This is a genomic window from Collinsella sp. WCA1-178-WT-3 (M1) (genome assembly GCF_009696325.1).
In the GTDB taxonomy this organism is placed as follows: Bacteria; Actinomycetota; Coriobacteriia; order Coriobacteriales; family Coriobacteriaceae; genus Collinsella.
Genome location: NZ_VUME01000010.1, coordinates 1 through 16,755 on the forward strand (window position 1 = coordinate 1; position 16,755 = coordinate 16,755).

Sequence of the window (16,755 nt, forward strand, 5' to 3'; positions counted from 1 at the left end):
TACCCGATCGGAGCATAGTTCCGTTAGCGCAGTTGGTGAAAGTACGTTAGCGGGGTCGGCGAAAGCGCGTTAGCGCATTCGGCGAGATGCGTTTGCGAAAGTGGTCAATTTTAGATTAGCGCTAACACCACTCCGCCGGGCCCAGGAAGGACGCCCGGCTGGTCAAGTCGGCGTTCGCGACGCTCTCCTTCCCCATCTCGGACATCGAGGTATTCCACACGGACCGCGGCAGCGAGCTCGACAACGCCGAGATCGACCTGATGCTCGAGGCCTTCGGCATAGAGAGGTCGCTGTCGGCCAAGGGCTGCCCCTACGACAACGCCGTCGACGAGCCGACCGACGGGATACTGAAGGCCGAGCTCGTCCACCGCGAGACGTTCGGCACGACGCGCGAGCTCCGGGCCAAGCTCTCGGACTACGTGCACCGGTACGACAATTTCAGGATCCACTCGACGCTGGGCTACATGTCGCCGGTCGAGTTCAGGGAGGCGGGGCTGTCCCTCCCGGAATCGTCCAAATAGGTGTTGCCAATCCATCCGCCGCACCCCGGAGGCCCGGCCGGCCAGGCTTTCCCCGGGCACTCCGCTGCCTCCACACCGGAGCGCCCTTCCCCTTCGATTGGATACCCGTCTGGCCTGGGACCTATCGCGGGTTAGGCCTATTGTTCGCTTGGATATCCCAGGTCAGACGCGTATCCAATTGCCGAAAGTTCCCGGTCGCGAGCGCGGCCGTCTTGATCGGAGTATCTATGTACCAGCGTATTTAATTACTGCGCTGGAATAGAACGCATGTTTGATAAATTAATTTAGCATCAGACAGCGGGCGCAGTTTCAGTCGAATCCGTGCCCGCTGCTGTATGTGTGAGCAGTGTGAATAGGGGACGTAGCCCTGTTCACACCTGGACCCATGTCGGCACCGGTCAATGCCCACGATGCTTTTGCTTGCGCTTCAGCTTCCGCTGCTCGAGTCGCGCCGCTTGGGGCTCGGGTCGCTTCTGCCCATCAGGGATGCATTCACGAAGGTCCTCATCGCCCGCGCGGGAGTTCGAACGCGCGCAAATCGATCCGGACGCAAGCGAAGCCCCAGTCAGCTCCATGACTTATGGGAAAGCCGCCCTTTGCAGGCTTCTTGCCCTTGTTGTGGCTGTTGTTGTTTACGGTGTTGTTTGCGTTCGCATTGGCAGAGGAGCTGTCGCCGTTGCCCCCCCCCGTTTTCGTCAGTACCGGGCTGGGTGGTTGCCTTTCAGCCTGCATGCAAGGTGAGCTCGGGCCCAGCGCCGTCTTTTTATAAGCGCTTTAGCGAAAACGTCCTGCTTATCAGGAGGATTTAAGTCCCAATTAAGAAAGGAGCGGAAAGAGAGCCATATGCAATAGCAATGATTTTGCTATTGCATCTTTTGCTTGCATTTGCCTTAATAAACCCTATATTAGAATGAGGCACAATCGTATCCTTTTACCAAATCTGAGCAAGCGCATGCATGTCCCAGCTCAGATTCAAAAGACTTTGAAAGCGAGATGCCATGAGCAAAAAATGCAGGGTGCTAACCTTTATCGCTGCATTGACACTCTATGTATTGACTGTGCCGATATCGGCCTTCGCGACAACCACTATCCCAGTAAGCAGCGGAGCTGAATTCAGTCATGCGGCGCAGACCGTAAGGACTGAAGAAGACGATGAGTACATCATTGAACTCACCGACGATATTCAAACTGGGGATGTTACGTTCGGCTATCGTAAGCATGTAAGTGTAAGTATTGTTGGCAACGGACACACCGTGACGCTTAATCCGAACAGCATGATTGCCGTAAATCCGAATGCTCAATTGAACTTGGGCGCGGCAGACCGTAATGACACGCTAATAATTAGCGGTGGAAACGTGCAGTGCGGCCAAGGATATTGCCTGTTGCGTATCGAAGGCATATGCAATATGTACCCTGGCGTTACCATTGCCGACCGTATGAACAATAACGACTATGGCGGCGGCGTAACCGTATGGGGCGGCACCTTCCATATGTTCGGCGGCACTATCACAAACTGCGGCATTACCGGCGGATCCGTTTGCTATGGCGGAGGCGTTGCGGTTATCTATGGTGGCTCGTTCATCATGGACGGCGGCGAGATCAAGAATTGCTTCGCCACTTCTCCCTTCAAAGCCTCGGATAGCGGCGGGCTTATGCATCCCCTCAATATCGTTTCTGCCGGCGGCGGCGTATTCGTTTCCGGCGGATCTTCGTTTGTCATGACGGGCGGAACCATTTCGAACAACAAAGCAAACGAAATGGGAGGCGGTGTTGCCGTTGTTGCATCACTAAAAGAAATCCAAAAGGTCAATGAATGGGGCAACCTCGAGAGCTCCGCGCAAATCCTTGGCGGTACCATCAGCGATAACGAAGCACACGACGGCGCAGGCGTGTTCGCTTCCGCGTTTTACTTCGCCAACGCACAGGGCCTGTGCGCTCCCATCCCGAACGTAGGCGCCGACGAAAACCCGGGCCTGTTCCTTAATAACACCACCATAACCAATAACACAGCGAATCAGGACCAAGGCTATGGTGCCGGCGTGTATGCAGTGTGGATGAAATCACCTGCCAAAGCAGAAATTCGCGGCTGCACGATAACAGAGAACAGCGGTGCAATAGGTGGCGGCGTTGCATCGTACGGCTACTTCCCCAGCTTGACCATCGACGGATGCACCATCACGGGTAACAAGGCGTCAAATTACGGCGGAGGCTTTGCCGCAGAATCGAATTCCGGCGAAGGTGCGGGCACCACCATCACCAGCACCAAACTGTGCAACAACAGCGCGGGCAAGGCGGGTTCCGACGTCTACCTGAGCGGCTCTGTTGCAAAATTGTCAGCCGCAAAAGACATGAACGAGCTTTACCTGGGCAAACCCGATGACGTGACTAATAAAAAGATTGACGGTTGGTATCTTGACAACGAAGATGCCCGCTACACAACGCAGACAAAAGATCAGCGTAGCGAGTACTCCAACTATGACAACATCGGCTCCGATAGCGAGGTTTATCTGGTTGCCGCCGCAAAACCGTCTTTGGTGAAAATCACCTTCGCGAATGAAGACGGCACCACTATCTATAGCGAAACCTTGTACGAGATCGGCACGAAAGCAGACCAAATCACGGCACCCACTCCTACGAAACCGTCTGACGACAAGTACGACTACGTGTTCGATTCGTGGGACAAGGAAATCACCGACGCGACAGAAGACGTTGTCTACAAAGCCAAGTTCAAAAAGGTGCCCAAGAACAATCCGGGCAATTCCGATGCCGGCAAACCCGACGCGGGCGCCCCAGGCAACAACACCCCTGGCGCGGGCGGATCTCAAGCTAACGGCAGCAACGCGAACGCCGATAGCGCCATTCCTCCGGTGGGTGATCATACGGCAACAGTGCTTGGCGCTGCTCTGACCGGAACGGGTGTGCTTGCATTGGCAGCTGCAATCTGCGCGCGCAAAAGAAAGCGCATCTGATAAAACAAGGCGCTCTCTTTTCGCTTGCCGCAAGAAGTCGGTACCGCGCGGGTGCGAACTGCGGCCCAAACTTATACGGCTCAATAAATAAGCTGCAAGGGACTGGCCCCGGATTTTCTCCGGGGTCAGTCCCTTCAATTTGACCCGACCCCTCCGAGCGTTTCAGTGGGTTGCGTAGGCGTCGAGGTCAGTCATCCCTAAAGGGCCCGAAGTCGAATCACGTCCGCTCCGATCCCGTCCTCGATATGACCGAAGGCCTGTTCCGCCGGCTCGCTATCCAGGTAGTTGTCCTTGACGCCTATTCCGAAGGAGGCATGCGAGCGATATCAAGTCGTCGCGATTCCCAATGCTCATCTTGACCGCCTGCCATCTGGGCAGGCGGCGCAACCATGGCTCCCTTGTTGGTTTTCGACGTTGTATAAGGCAATCGCAATCGTCTTGAGCTTCTTTAGGGAACTTGAACAAGAGATATGGCCTGCTGGCGATTGATTAAGTCCATACGTTTTGGTTACAAGAAAACACACTGCGCGCCTGCAGCATGAAGAAGAGGGAATCCATATGAATATCGTTGTATTGAGTGGTAGCCCGCGCAAGGGCGCCAATACCGACATTATGGTCGAGGCGTTTGCCGAGACCGCGCGCGAGGGCGGCAATACGGTCGACGTCGTCCGCGTTGCCAGCAAGAAAATCGCTGGTTGCCTGGGGTGCCAGTATTGCTTCGCCCACGAGGGCAATTGCGTGCAGAAGGATGACATGGCCAACGTGATCGAGTCGCTGCAAGACGCCGACATGGTCGTCTTCGCTTCGCCAATCTACTGGTTCGATATCACCGCGCAGGAGAAGGCCGCCATCGACCGCCTGTACGCCTTCGGTGCTACGGGCTTCCCGTTCACCAAGACGGCCCTTTTGCTCGATAGCCACAGCGAGGGCGCCTATGATGCGGCGATCGCTATGTACAAGTCAGCCTGCGCGTACTGCAAGTGGGAGAACCAGGGCATTGTCACCATCAGCGGTATGACCGAGCGCGACAGCATGGCATCGTCGCCCAAGCTGGAAGAGGTGCGAGATCTCGCTCGCAAGCTCGCCTAAGGACAAGAAGAACGCATGGCAATCGGTGTTATTTGAACTGCTTGCCGTCCTTGCCAGGTGAATCGTTGATTGCCATGCGCCGTTGCCCTTGCGGACAATCTCGGCGTGCTAGGAGGCCTTCTCACTCAGGAACTCCCTGAATGCGGGGATGTCAAAGCCAACGAGACCACGCCCGCGCTCTCCGATGACGCCGTCCTCGAGGAGACGGCGTTTATATTGGCTTGCATAGTTGCCGGCAACGCCCATGCGTTTGGCTATCTCCGAGACCCTGCTGGGGCCAGAGTCGGGCAGCATCGCGAGCAAAAACTCAATGTCTTTATCGGAAAGCTCCCGATAGGTCGTTTCGAGAATTCGATCGCGCAGCTCCATACGGGCAAGCAGAGAACCCTGCTGGACATCAGGTGCGCTGATTTTGGGCGAGTTCTCCGAAACATCCCATGTGCGATATCCGACGAGCTGCATCATGTAGGGGAATCCGTCGACGGCCTTCACAGCATCCTCGAGCGCTTCTGGTGTGATTGAACGTCCTCCGGCCTCAACAGTTTTGCGAAACGCGTTTGCAATTTCAACGTCAGTGATTCGTCCTAACTGATGATATTGGGAACGCCTGAGGAACGAGACGGAATCGTTACGCAGCAACGCCGATACTTTGTAGGGCAGTCCTGCCATGAGTAGGGCAACTTTTTTACCTTCGCGTACAAAGTGCTGGTAAACAGAGGCAAATTGAAGCATTTCTTCGAGATCGACGGTGACTTCATCGATGGTGATGAGAAGTCCGATGTCATGTTTTTCGAGTTGCTTAAAGATACCATTCATGCGTGTGCGCCAGTTGCCCTGGGCCTCTTGAGCATATGTCCAATCGATGCCCACTGGACCAATTTGAACGCCGTTTATGCGCGCGTGAGGCTGTGAGAGATAGCTGTCTGCGGCTTCTTTGGTTCGCTCGATAATATCTTCGAGCATGCCTGGCATGGCGGAGACATTTGCTGCGATCCAGCCGTGTTCAAGCGCCGTTTCTGAAAGGAGCGAGAGAAGCGCCGTCTTGCCCGTTCCCCTTGCTCCCGTAATAATAGTCGACAGGTTGGGATCTCCCGGGCCGTTGATAAAGCCACGGTTGATGTCGCGCAGGATATGCTCGCGACCCGCTAGAAAGGGAGGGACGCTTCCAAATGTTGGGGTAAAGGGGTTCTTGCTGTACTCCATGGTAGCTCCTTTGCAAGTTTTGCTAATTTTTGCAAGTTTTGCTAACTTTTGCAAGTTTTGCTAACGACAGACCAAAGGGCATCGAAGCAGTGGCGCTGACATGTTTTACGCAGAAAAATAAGCAGAAATCAATTTATCTGCGTTAAAAAATAGTTGAGAAGAAAAACGACGAGTCCCGGGCGCAATGCCGTTGCGTTCCGGGCCTCGTCGCTTTGCGAAGTGTCTAACGATCTCGTTGCCGTCGTCCTAGTCAAACAGACTCGGCATGTCGTTTTCTTTCATGAGGGCACCGGCGGAGGGTAGACTCTGCGCGGTGAACTTCTCGGCCGAGACGCCGGCGCCAAGGATTTCCTCGGTCGTGCCGACGGTGGTGACCGAGCGACCCTTCTTGGCGGTAAAGGCCTGGACGCCCTGCGTGTTGGTGGTCGTCTTGGTCTTGAGCAGCGACGTGTTGAAGTTCATCAGGCGGTAGTCGCTCGAGACCAGCGCGATGTCGCGGTCCTCCTTGAGTACCTGAGCATACAGCAGTTTGCTGCCGCCGTAGATGGCGTTCTTGAGGCGCTTGCGGTTGGTCTTGGTAACGTATCCGGCAAGTGCGACACGCACCACGCGGCCGTTCTCAAAGACAAACAGCACGTCGGCCCTGTAGTCCTCGGGGTCAATGACCCAGATCACGCTCTCGTCGGGTTCCATCTCGAGGTCGGTGGGCAAGTACGAGCCCAGCTGGGCCGACTTGGTGTCCTCAAACGCTGCGACCTTGCACTTGTACACCTGGCTCTTGTTGGTAAAGACCAGCAGCTCGTGGGTGTTGGAGGACGGGAACTCGATAAAGGGTTTGTCGCCGTCCTTGTATTTGAGCGTCGCAGCCTTCTTGAGCACGCGGTCGGTCATCTTTTTGAGATAGCCCTCGCGCGAGAGCATGATGGTAACCGGGTACTCCTCGAGCTCGGGCTCCAGGCTTACCTCGATAACCTCGTGGGGCTCAATCCTGCCCGTGCGGCGCGGCATCACGTACTTCTTGTTGACCGCAGCCAGCTCGTCGCTGATGACCTTCTTGATGTTGTCCTCGCTGGAGAGGATCTCCTCTAGCTCGGCAATCTCGCCCTCAAGCTTAGCGATGTCCTTGGTACGGTTGAGGATGTACTCCTCGTTGATGTTGCGGAGCTTAAGCTCGGCAACAAACTCGGCCTGGGTCTCGTCGATGTCGAAACCCTTCATAAGGTTGGGCACGACCTCAGCCTCGAGCTTGGTGCCACGGATGATGGCGATGGCCTTGTCGATGTCGAGCAAGATCGCCTCGAGGCCGTGCAGCAGGTGCAGGCGCTCGGACTTTTTGCCCAAGTCAAAGTTAATGCGGCGACGCGTGGACTCAATACGCCACTTGACCCACTCGTGCAGGATCTGGCGTACGCCCATAACGCGGGGGTAACCATCGACCAACACGTTAAAGTTGCATGAGAACGAATCCTGCAGCGTAGTCGAGCGATAGAGCTTGGCCATGAGCTTGTCGGGGTCAACACCGCGCTTAAGATCGATGGCGATACGCAGGCCCGAGAGGTCGGTCTCGTCACGGATGTCAGCGATCTCCTTGACCTTGCCCTCTTTGGAGAGCTTGACGATGCGATCGATGATGACATCGGTCTTGGTGGTGTAGGGGATCTCGTAGACCTCGATAATGCGCTCTTCGGGAATCCAGCGCCAGCGGGAGCGGATCTGGAAGCTGCCAAGGCCGGTCTCGATAATCTTTTCCATCTCCTCGCGGCGGTAGATAATCTCGCCGCCGGTCGAGAAGTCGGGCATGGGCATGTACTCGAGCAGATCGCAGTTGGGATCCTGCAGGTAGTGCATGGTGGCGGTGCAGACCTCGTTGAGGTTGAAGCCGCAGATGTCGGACGCCATGGCGACGCCGATGCCCTTGTTGGCCGACACAAGGATGTTGGGGAATGTGGTAGGCAGCAGGCGCGGCTCCTTCATGGCGCCGTCGTAGCTGTCGACAAAGTCGACCGGGTCCTTGTCGATGTCCTTGAAGATCTCGGCACTGATGGGGGCGAGCTTGGCCTCGGTGTAACGCGAGGCAGCGTAGCTCAGGTCGCCCGAATAGTACTTGCCAAAGTTGCCCTTCGACTCAACGAAGGGGGCGAGTAGCGCCTCGTTGCCGGTGGCCAGGCGCACCATCGTCTCGTAGATCGCGGCGTCGCCGTGCGGGTTGAGCTTCATGGTTTGGCCCACGATGTTGGCGCTCTTCTGGCGCTCACCTTTGAGCAAGCCCATCTTGTACATGGTGTAGAGCAGCTTGCGGTGCGAGGGCTTAAAACCGTCGATCTCGGGGAACGCACGCGAGACGTTGACGCTCATGGCGTAGGGCATGTAGTTGACCTCGAGCGTCTGCGTGATCGGCTGATTGGTGACCTCGGAGTGCAGGCCGATGACGTTCTCGGCGTTGACCTGCTTTTTCTTTGGCTGGTTCTTCGTCTTCTTCTTTGCCACGATTTCCTCTTGAACTTCTTATGGGCCGTCGTTATCGATTTGCTGCTACTGCAGGTCCAGCTGGTCCAGGTATTCCTTGCCGTGCTCCGAGATATGGCGCTTGCGGCCCGCCTCGTCGCTGCCCAGCAGAAGGTTGAACATGGTCTCCATCTTGGTGACGTCTTCGGACTCCACCTTGATCAGACGACGCGTCTCGGGGTTCATGGTGGTGAGCCACATCATGTCCGGGTCGTTCTCACCAAGACCCTTGGAGCGGTTGATGGAGCACTTCTGGTCGCCGATCTCCTTAAGAATGCCGTTCTTCTCGAGCTCGGTGTAGGCAAAGTAGGTCTTTTCTTTGCAGTTGATCTCGTAGAGCGGCGACTCGGCGATATACACGTAGCCTTCGTCGATAAGCGTGGGCACCAGGCGATAGAGCATGGTGAGCACGAGCGTGCGGATGTGATAACCGTCGACGTCGGCGTCCGTACAGATGATGACCTTGTTCCAGTTGAGGTTGTCCAGGTCAAAGGCACCGAGGTTCTTGATGCGCTTGTCCTTGATCTCCACGCCGCAGCCCAGCACGCGCATGAGGTCCATGATGATGTCGGACTTAAAGATGCGCGGATAGTCCTCCTTTAGGCAGTTGAGGATCTTGCCGCGGACGGGCATAACGCCCTGGAACTCGGCATCGCGCGAGGTGCGAATGGCGCCTGCTGCCGAGTCGCCCTCTACGATGTAGATCTCGCGGCGGCTCTTGTCCTTGGAGCGGCAGTCGATGAATTTCTGCACGCGGTTGGCCATGTCGGTCTTCTGCTGCAGGTTGGTCTTGATGCTCTGGCGCGTCTTCTCGGCATTCTCGCGCGAGCGCTTGTTGATGAGCACCTGCTCCATGATCTTGTTGGCGGCATCTTTGTTCTCGATCAAGTAGGTCGAGAGGCGCTCCTTAAAGAATGCCGTCATGGCCTGCTGGATAAAGCGGTTGTTGATGGCCTTCTTAGTCTGGTTTTCGTAGGACGTCTGGGTGGAGAAGCAGTTGGTCACCAGCACCAGACAGTCCTGGACGTCCTGCCATTTGATGCCGCTCTCGTTTTTGTTGTACTTGCCCTGTTGCTTAATGTAGGCATCGATGGCGCTGGTCAGGGCGCTGCGGGCCGCCTTTTCGGGTGAGCCGCCGTTCTCGAGCCAGGAGGAGTTGTGGTAGTACTCCTGCATCGTGAAAGTGCGCGAGAAGCACATGCAAGCAGTGATTTTTACGTTGTAATCGGGCAGATCCTCGCGATCGCGACCGCGACGGTCGGCCTCGATAAAAAAGGGCTCGGTAAGGTAGTCGGCACCGACCTTCTCGAGCACGTAGTCCTCGATGCCCTTGGGATAGCAGAAGTCCTCTTCGGAAAACTCGCCGTCGTCGCCCTCGATGCGCAGCCGGAAGGTCACGTTGGCGTTGACCACGGCCTGGCGGCGCATGGTCTCGCGATACCAATCGTGGGGGATGCTGATGGAGGTAAAGACCTCAAGATCGGGGCGCCACTTGATAGTGGTACCGGTGCGGTCCTCGTCGCTGGGCTCAACCTCGAGTGCTTTCTTTTTGGCGCCGACGACCTTGCCCTTCTTAAAGTGCAGGGAGTACTTGTTGCCGTCGCGCCAAACCGTGACGTCCATGTATTCGGAGGCGTACTGGGTTGCGCACGAGCCCAGGCCGTTGGTGCCGAGCGAGAAGTCGTAGTCGCCGCCCTGGTTGTTGTTGTACTTACCGCCGGCGTAAAGCTCGCAAAAGACGAGTTCCCAGTTAAAGCGCTTCTCGGAGGGGTTCCAGTCAAGCGGGCAGCCGCGGCCGTTGTCCTCTACCTGAATGGAGCCATCGCGAAAGGCGGTAAGGGTGATGAGCTTGCCGTAGCCCTGGCGCGCCTCGTCAACGGCGTTGGACAGGATCTCGAAGGCGGCATGCGCGCAGCCGTCGAGCCCGTCCGAGCCAAAGATGACGGCAGGGCGCAGGCGTACGCGCTCCTCGTCCTTGAGCTGACGAATACTGTCGTTACCATAGTTTGCGGTGTTCTTTGCCATGCTCGCTCTCTCGATGCTCCTTTGCTGCGTTTTAGTCATATAGATAGTCAAGGTAGCATAGCCCAGCCCTTGGGCGATTCCAACCAACACGAAATCCATCGAACAATCGTTCGGAGTTCGATAAGGTTTCGTTTACTCGCACAAAACCGAGTCGGTATTGTGCGAGTAAGTTTGAATTGCGAACCGAAGTTGTAATGTCCGCATAGCGATGACGAATGAGCCGAGTCGGCGTCTCTCACAAAAGCAACTAGGAGCTAGCGGGGCCTATCCGAATTGACCTCATTGGCGGTGTCGGTTTCGAGCGCCGTGCGGCGGGCGCTGTAGGCGACGAGGCTGGCGCCTGCCGCGGCGAGTGCTGCAGCGGCTGCCGTAAGGGGAGCGCATGTATCGCCCGTGCCCGCAAGCGCGCCCGCTTTTCCGGGGCGCTTGCTATTGTTGTGGTCCTTGCCGCTGCTGGAGCTGCTTCCGCCGGAGCCGCCGCCCTTGTCAGTACCGCCGCCACTCGAGCCGCCACCGTCGTCCACCGTCATCGGTGCATCGTGAAGCCCCGTCGTATCCGCGCTGTCGCATACGCCGACCTGAACTTCTGAGCGTTCGCATGCCGCGTCGGGCACATGAAGCTCGTGCAGTACGGCACCCAGCGCCGAGTTTGCACCCGGCCGAATTTCCTCGAGCGTTACGGGATCGAGCGCCACCAGATTATGCGCCTTCGCATACAGCGTTACGCGTTTGCCCACATCGTCGCTCCAGCTCTCGGGGATGGCGAAGCTCATGCGGAACTGTGCCGTGCAACCCGGTGCCAGCACGGCGTTGCCGTTGTCGGCTACCAGCGGGTGCGTTGCAAAACGTGCGCCCAGCGTCTCGAGCGCGTACTTCACGTGTGCCATGTCTTTGGCCGAAGCATCCTCGGCAAGCTCTGGATCGTAGATCGAAACCATGCGTGCGTTCAGTCCGAATCCGATGGATGCGCTGGAGAACGGCTGGCTGGAGCCCTCTCGGTACAGATCGATCGTGCCGGCGGTCAGCAAGGTGTTGCCGTCGTTTCGCACCGTGACCATGAAGGATTCGCCTGCTGCTCCGGGTACCACCGCGCCCGAGGTAGCGACCGCGCCCGTCGGAGTGGCACACGCCACCAAGGGCACTTCGATGCCGTGCAGCTCTGCCTCGCTCTTCTCCGCGCTCACAATGTGCGTGGCGAGTGCGGAGAGCATGCCTCCCGACGTCAAAAATGTCGTTATCTGATCGACGGGATGGTCCAGCTCGCACATCACGAACGGCTCCGTGAACAGATCGCCTGCCAAGGTGCTGGCGAAGATGCGGAAGTGCTTGCCCATCACTGCTACCGGGTTGCCTTCTTCGTCGTAGGTTTGTCCCACCTTGCCATCGGTGTTCTCTACATAGAGCACGCACCTGCCGTTGTTGCTTACGCTAAACGATGCCGGGCCACAGCCTGCGGCACCCACGGGCTGCGTTGCAAATGCCGATGCGCCACGCGTCCAAGTAATATGCTGCAGTTGCTCGTTGACGGTTGCCAAAAAGCCCGAATGTTGTGGCCATGGCACCGCATGGGGTACCGTGGCGTCTGGTGACATAACGTCCCAGCACGCAATGGACTGGCCGATCACAGCGTACGATGCGCAGCCGCAACCGTCTGCGGTCTCGTACGCAACGGACACCACCATTTTGCCGTTGATATTCTCGGGCTCGCCCAGCTCGATACTCGACGGTGCTTGCGGAAAGCGGAGGACCTGACGGAACGTGAGACTGTCGCCCAAATCATCCGACCACAAGGTAAAGCATTCCAGCGCAACATCGGCCTCGCTGCCGAGCGCCTTTTCTGCGGTGGTTCCGCGGCGGTGGAGGTAGGCACCCGACAGGCGCCCGTCGACGATCGTCTTGCCCACCGTGATACGCGGGCACTGCAGACAATGGTATCCATCCTCCTGAAGGCGGCCGCGCGAGATGCTGCGCCACGACGTATACGACACCACGCGAACTTCGCTATTACTTATGCGCAGGCGCACGACGGACAGTATGCCGGCTGTGCTTGCCGTATCGAAAAGGGTGTTGTCACCGGCGGGGCGCTCGCCCGAGATCAGCAGCACGTAGGCGTCCTGGTTTCCTCTTCCGTCCGTATATTCCACCACGTCGAAGTCGTAATCGAATATGCCGTCGCGCTCCACGTCGCCCTCGCCAAACCCAAGGGGAAAGTCCACGGGAGTGGGAGCGGACCACGTGCCGTTTGCCTTTGTGTGCACCACCAGGCGCGAGCGGCCATTGTCGCCGTAGCGCACCGAGGCGATACGGAACTGGCATTCTACGCCGGCAATCATTGCCAGCTTCATGTGAGCTTCGCTGAGCACGCCAGTAAACAGCACGTTGTCGCTCGAGGGTTTTATGCCGCCACGCTCGTCCTCCGATACACCAGCAGAATTGGCGTTGGGGTCCGCAACGGCGTTCGTCGCCTGCCCGATATAGGTGTACTTATACATCGGCGCGGCGTTTTCTATCAGTGTATGGACGAAATGCTCGATCTGTCCCGTGTCGTCGCTTTCTGCATCCGCCTCGAGCTCAATGCGCGTGACCGCTTGATCCCAATCGCGCACGACAGGCGCGACGTTTACGGCGGTGGCCTTAACCTCGGCGCGTGCGAGCAGCTCGGCGTTGGTGACGATGGTGGCCGATGCGATAAATTGCGGCACGCCGCCTGCCTCGGCGTTGTCGGCCGTGCCGAAGCAGGCATCCAACGTGTAAGGCGTATCTCCACCCAATGCGAGCTCAGAGCGCTGGAGCACATACTGGTTGCCATTGTTCACCGACATATTCCACGAATCGAGGAGTGTGGGCCACGACCCCGACCAAGCCTTGGTGGTCCACTTGAACATTACGAACTGGAGTATCACATCGACATCGACGTCTGCACCTACGCGCAGTCGCGGAAGCTGGTGTCCATCTGCCTTCTCGTACCCAATGAACAGCGTGAGGGATGCGGCGCCGCGCACGGCAGACGAAGCGACGCCTGCAACGCCGGCGCCAAAGGTGACGGCAAGACCGATCTGGATGGTGAAGGAGCCCGAGGTGTTTGAATAGTCGAGCGAAATGTTTTTAAAAAACGCCGCGCCGCTGCCGTGCGTGTGGGCACCCACGGCGAGCGCCAGCTTCGCCAGCACCCAGGGGTTGACGTTTAGGAAAAACGGCACCGGTCCTAGGGTAAACTGCTCGGTCCAATTGAGGTCGGTTCTTACCTGGAAGAGGGCCTTAATATTGCCAAATGCGGGGTCGTTGTTGTCACCCCAGGTTTTGCCCACCCAGTCGTAGGCGAGCGATCCGTACAGCTGTGTGGCGATATCCATCGTAAAACGCGGCGTGCAGTGGTGACGAAGCAGCTTAGTGTTCCTTGGATCGGTGCCCGAACCGGCACTCATACTTTTGTACTGATTCCACTTCCCCTCCATCTCGTCGAGGTAGCGGTTTGCCTGCTTGGCGCCCGACTCGCGCGGTGACTTCTTCCAGTACTCCGGATCCGGATTGCCCGAATCGTTCCTGTAGCCGACTGGTTTGTATCCTCCGCCAAACAGCACGTATCCGGCAAAAGAGAAATCGAACAAAATGGGGAACGAGGGCATCCAGCACGTGAACTTATTGCCGCCGATGCCGGGAAACGCCGCCGGGAAATCAAACGGAGTAATCTCTTGGTCCATGGTGGTGGGGACGATAGTGGTCGAGCCCGATTCTGCCTTTGCGGCCGGCGCGGCGACAACGGCCATGGGGGAGGAGAGTGTATAGGTCTTGCCCTGATAGTCGAGGACAAAGCGCAGCTTGCATCCTTCCTCCAGAAGGCCCGAAGCTGCATCGAGGAACGTGTCTTCGAGTGTGAACGTTGCCAGATTATCCGAACCCGATGCACTGGCCTTGACTTGGCCAATTTGCGTGACGGTTTCGGATGAGCTGCTCGTGGCGGGCATTACCTTGTTGATGCACAGCGTTGCCTGTCCACCCTGTGGCAGATGTGCCTGCACGGTAAAGGCGTGCGTGTCGGGTTGGTCGTTTCCGGCGTCGTCCTTCGGCAGTGCCATGAACGTGGCGTCGGCGTACTGGATGTCCCACTCGTCGAACGTAAGCTGGCGAAAGTACGGCTCACCGTCGGAAAGCGGACGTGTGGGCGCGGTAATGGCGGTGCCGCCCTGGATGCGCGTGAGGGGGATCTCGACATCACGGTAGCCCGCCATGCTGATGGAGATGCCACCGTTAAAGTCGTACGCGTCGAGAAGCGTTGCCTCGTCCACGTAGCCTTCCGAAAGCGGCGCGACCTCGAAGATGGCCGTGCCCTCGTCGTCGGTAGTGGCGGAGAGTTGCTTGCCCGCGGCATAACGCGACGCGAGCGTGACCTGGGCTCCTTTGATGGGCATATTCTTGTTGGCGACGTCGACCACGACCACACCAAACACGGTGCGCGAGAGAACGAGCACCTTGAAGGGGTCTTCTTCGTCGGCATAGGCCTCGGTGGGGGCGAATGGCAGTATGAAGGCGTTTGCGCTGCTCGGCACGCGAGGCAGCATGATGCCTGCCAGCGAGGATGCTCCGGCGATAAGCAGCGAACGACGATCAAGCATTTTGGGCTCCCATCCCGCAAATATCGGAGGAAATAATCCTATTTTGCGAGAAGGTGCCCCGTGGCGGTAGTGCCGTTCAAGGGTCAAAATGTCCAAATTGATCGAGCGAAGCGCCGGGTTCCGGAACGCGTTCGATGCGCTTGGCAGCTCGGTCGCTAACGCAACATATGCGCGACCAGCTCGGCGCGAGTTCCGATACCAAGCTTGGCATACACTCCTGATAGGCGGTTTTTAACAGTGCCCGGCGATACTTCCATGTGGCGTGCGATTTCGGCGTTGGTCCATCCGCGGCAGGCGAGCATGGCCATGGTGAACTCCGTGGTCGTTAAATCGTCGGCCACGTCCTCGCCCGAATCGGGGTTGTGGATGCGCCGCCAGCCGTAGCTGAATCGATACGTAATCTCGATGATGCGTGCGAAATCGTCAGGGTATTGCGCTTTTAGGCACGCCTCGATGAGCCCCTGTAAAAGGCCGTGGTGCGCGCCAATGAGCTCGATAAGGCCGTCGGGGCGCGCAATGTCCCAAGCGGCTCCGAAATGTGCCTTTGCGGCGTCGATGTCCTTGAGGCTCATGCATGCCATGGAAGCCGCCAAGTGCAGGAACAGTTCCGAGATGGGATAGCTTCCCTGTTTCATGATCAGGGCATTTTCCACCATGCCAAGGCTGCGGCCGTATTCGCCGCGCAGATACAAGGCGTGCGCCATCACGTAGCTGGCGAACAGGCGCAGGCCTTCGGGCAAATGCGCCGCAAGCGGATAAAACTCTTCGGCGGAATACGGGGAAGGCAAGTGCAGCAGGACGCTCGCGGCCGAGGCGAACAGGATGTGCATGGCGTGGACGGCAGGCGATTCCTCGTCGGCCGGCGTATCGAGGATGCCAGTAAGGCACCGGCGGGCATCGGCGATACGGTTGAGCGACAGACTGGCGTATCCGCAGATAAAGCATGCGGAATAGCGCAGTGCGGGGTCGGTGGCGTCAAGATAAGGGCGCGCCGTCTTGGCAGCGAGGGTGGCCTGTCCGCGAAAGTACAGCGCTTCTGCCGTGGCAATGGCGCGCGAATCGGGGTCGGAAATGCCTGCAACCGCAGCGTCAATCTGCCCCGGCACAAAGGCGGTGCACATCAACGGCATGGGAACGCATGGGTAGCCATCGCAGTCCATCTTCCATCTCCCAACAGTTGGCAACAATAGCAGCAATTGTACTCCTGTTACTCGGGACTGGAATTTGCGGGTATGGCATACGATTACGAAGAACGTATAAAGGAAGAGTCTATTGGCGATGCTGCAAGGTGGCTACCGAAGCCTAGCTGACCTTGGAATATAGAAAAACTGCCACCCCTGTAAAAAGCTCTGACGCAGCGATGGGAAACGTATCTCGTTCTGCATATAATGATGGCATATGACGGTGCGTCTGCATACGCGCGACGCATTTCCATCGAACCGAGAAGGAGGCCCGCAAGGTTGGCGACGAGGTCAGCTTCCTCGCCCAGGGCACCATCTACCCCGACATCCTGGAGTCCCAGGATGGCGTGAAGGCCCACCACAACGTGGGTGGCCTGCCCGAGGACCTGCAGTTTGAGCTTTGCGAGCCCGTCAAGCTGCTGCACAAGGACGAGGTCCCCGGCATCTGCCGCGTGTGCTACGACCTCACGCCCAAGCCCGTCGGCACCGTTGAGTGGGAGTAAGCTTTTTGGGCTGCTTTGAGCATAGTTCCATGAATGGGGAGGCCTCGCGCGATTGCGCGGGGCCTTCTTTTTCGAAAAGGGCTGCCGTCGTGGTGTTGCCACTGTCCATCGTGCCTGCCATCGCCTCTGGTGTTGCTCCTGAGCAG

Annotated in this window: 8 protein-coding genes and 1 pseudogene; 4 read left to right on the top strand and 5 right to left on the bottom strand. The window is 57.8% G+C overall.

All coding sequences use genetic code 11. The features are described 5' to 3' along the window. Window positions 1-260: 260 nt before the first annotated feature. From FYJ40_RS06745 to FYJ40_RS06755, 3 genes are all read left to right on the top strand, one after another. A complete protein-coding gene (locus FYJ40_RS06745; protein ID WP_229770705.1) occupies window positions 261-521 on the top strand; it encodes an IS3 family transposase in 261 nt (86 codons plus the stop codon). Between the two features lie 998 nt (window positions 522-1,519). Continuing rightward, window positions 1,520-3,490, top strand: a complete 1,971-nt coding sequence (locus tag FYJ40_RS06750) for a hypothetical protein (protein WP_154516904.1) — start codon at window positions 1,520-1,522, stop codon at window positions 3,488-3,490. Between the two features lie 558 nt (window positions 3,491-4,048). Continuing rightward, complete coding sequence (locus FYJ40_RS06755; RefSeq protein WP_154516907.1) at window positions 4,049-4,579, top strand: flavodoxin family protein; 531 nt, start codon at window positions 4,049-4,051, stop codon at window positions 4,577-4,579. A 108-nt stretch (window positions 4,580-4,687) separates the two neighbouring features. On the opposite strand, the gene FYJ40_RS06760 is transcribed toward FYJ40_RS06755, so the two are convergent. The 5 genes from FYJ40_RS06760 to FYJ40_RS06780 all read right to left on the bottom strand — a co-directional run bounded on the left by FYJ40_RS06760 (window position 4,688) and on the right by FYJ40_RS06780 (window position 16,085). Continuing rightward, complete coding sequence (locus FYJ40_RS06760) at window positions 4,688-5,782, bottom strand: ATP-binding protein (RefSeq protein ID WP_154516910.1); 1,095 nt, start codon at window positions 5,780-5,782, stop codon at window positions 4,688-4,690. 246 nt (window positions 5,783-6,028) lie between these two features. Beyond that, entirely contained in the window at window positions 6,029-8,269 is a 2,241-nt protein-coding gene (locus FYJ40_RS06765; RefSeq protein WP_370450616.1) for a DNA gyrase subunit A, read from the bottom strand. A 45-nt stretch (window positions 8,270-8,314) separates the two neighbouring features. After that, window positions 8,315-10,312, bottom strand: coding sequence for a type IIA DNA topoisomerase subunit B (locus FYJ40_RS06770; RefSeq protein ID WP_154516913.1), 1,998 nt, complete (start codon window positions 10,310-10,312; stop codon window positions 8,315-8,317). A gap of 254 nt (window positions 10,313-10,566) precedes the next feature. After that, window positions 10,567-14,925 carry a hypothetical protein gene (locus tag FYJ40_RS06775; protein ID WP_154516916.1) on the bottom strand — a complete coding sequence of 1,453 codons (4,359 nt, stop codon included), beginning with the start codon at window positions 14,923-14,925 and terminating at the stop codon, window positions 10,567-10,569. 155 nt (window positions 14,926-15,080) lie between these two features. Continuing rightward, window positions 15,081-16,085 carry a helix-turn-helix transcriptional regulator gene (locus tag FYJ40_RS06780; RefSeq protein ID WP_154516919.1) on the bottom strand — a complete coding sequence of 335 codons (1,005 nt, stop codon included), beginning with the start codon at window positions 16,083-16,085 and terminating at the stop codon, window positions 15,081-15,083. A 311-nt stretch (window positions 16,086-16,396) separates the two neighbouring features. Here FYJ40_RS06780 and FYJ40_RS06785 point away from each other — a divergent pair. After that, window positions 16,397-16,609 (top strand): annotated as a pseudogene (locus tag FYJ40_RS06785) (hypothetical protein); the annotation flags it as partial. Window positions 16,610-16,755: the final 146 nt, after the last annotated feature.

Coding starts and splice junctions, on each gene's coding strand:
- FYJ40_RS06745 (WP_229770705.1), top strand. CDS start 261: ATGCTCGAGGCCTTCGGCATAGAGAGGTCGCTGTCGGCCAAGGGCTGC.
- FYJ40_RS06750 (WP_154516904.1), top strand. CDS start 1,520: ATGAGCAAAAAATGCAGGGTGCTAACCTTTATCGCTGCATTGACACTC.
- FYJ40_RS06755 (WP_154516907.1), top strand. CDS start 4,049: ATGAATATCGTTGTATTGAGTGGTAGCCCGCGCAAGGGCGCCAATACC.
- FYJ40_RS06760 (WP_154516910.1), bottom strand. CDS start 5,782: ATGGAGTACAGCAAGAACCCCTTTACCCCAACATTTGGAAGCGTCCCT.
- FYJ40_RS06770 (WP_154516913.1), bottom strand. CDS start 10,312: ATGGCAAAGAACACCGCAAACTATGGTAACGACAGTATTCGTCAGCTC.
- FYJ40_RS06775 (WP_154516916.1), bottom strand. CDS start 14,925: ATGCTTGATCGTCGTTCGCTGCTTATCGCCGGAGCATCCTCGCTGGCA.
- FYJ40_RS06780 (WP_154516919.1), bottom strand. CDS start 16,085: ATGGACTGCGATGGCTACCCATGCGTTCCCATGCCGTTGATGTGCACC.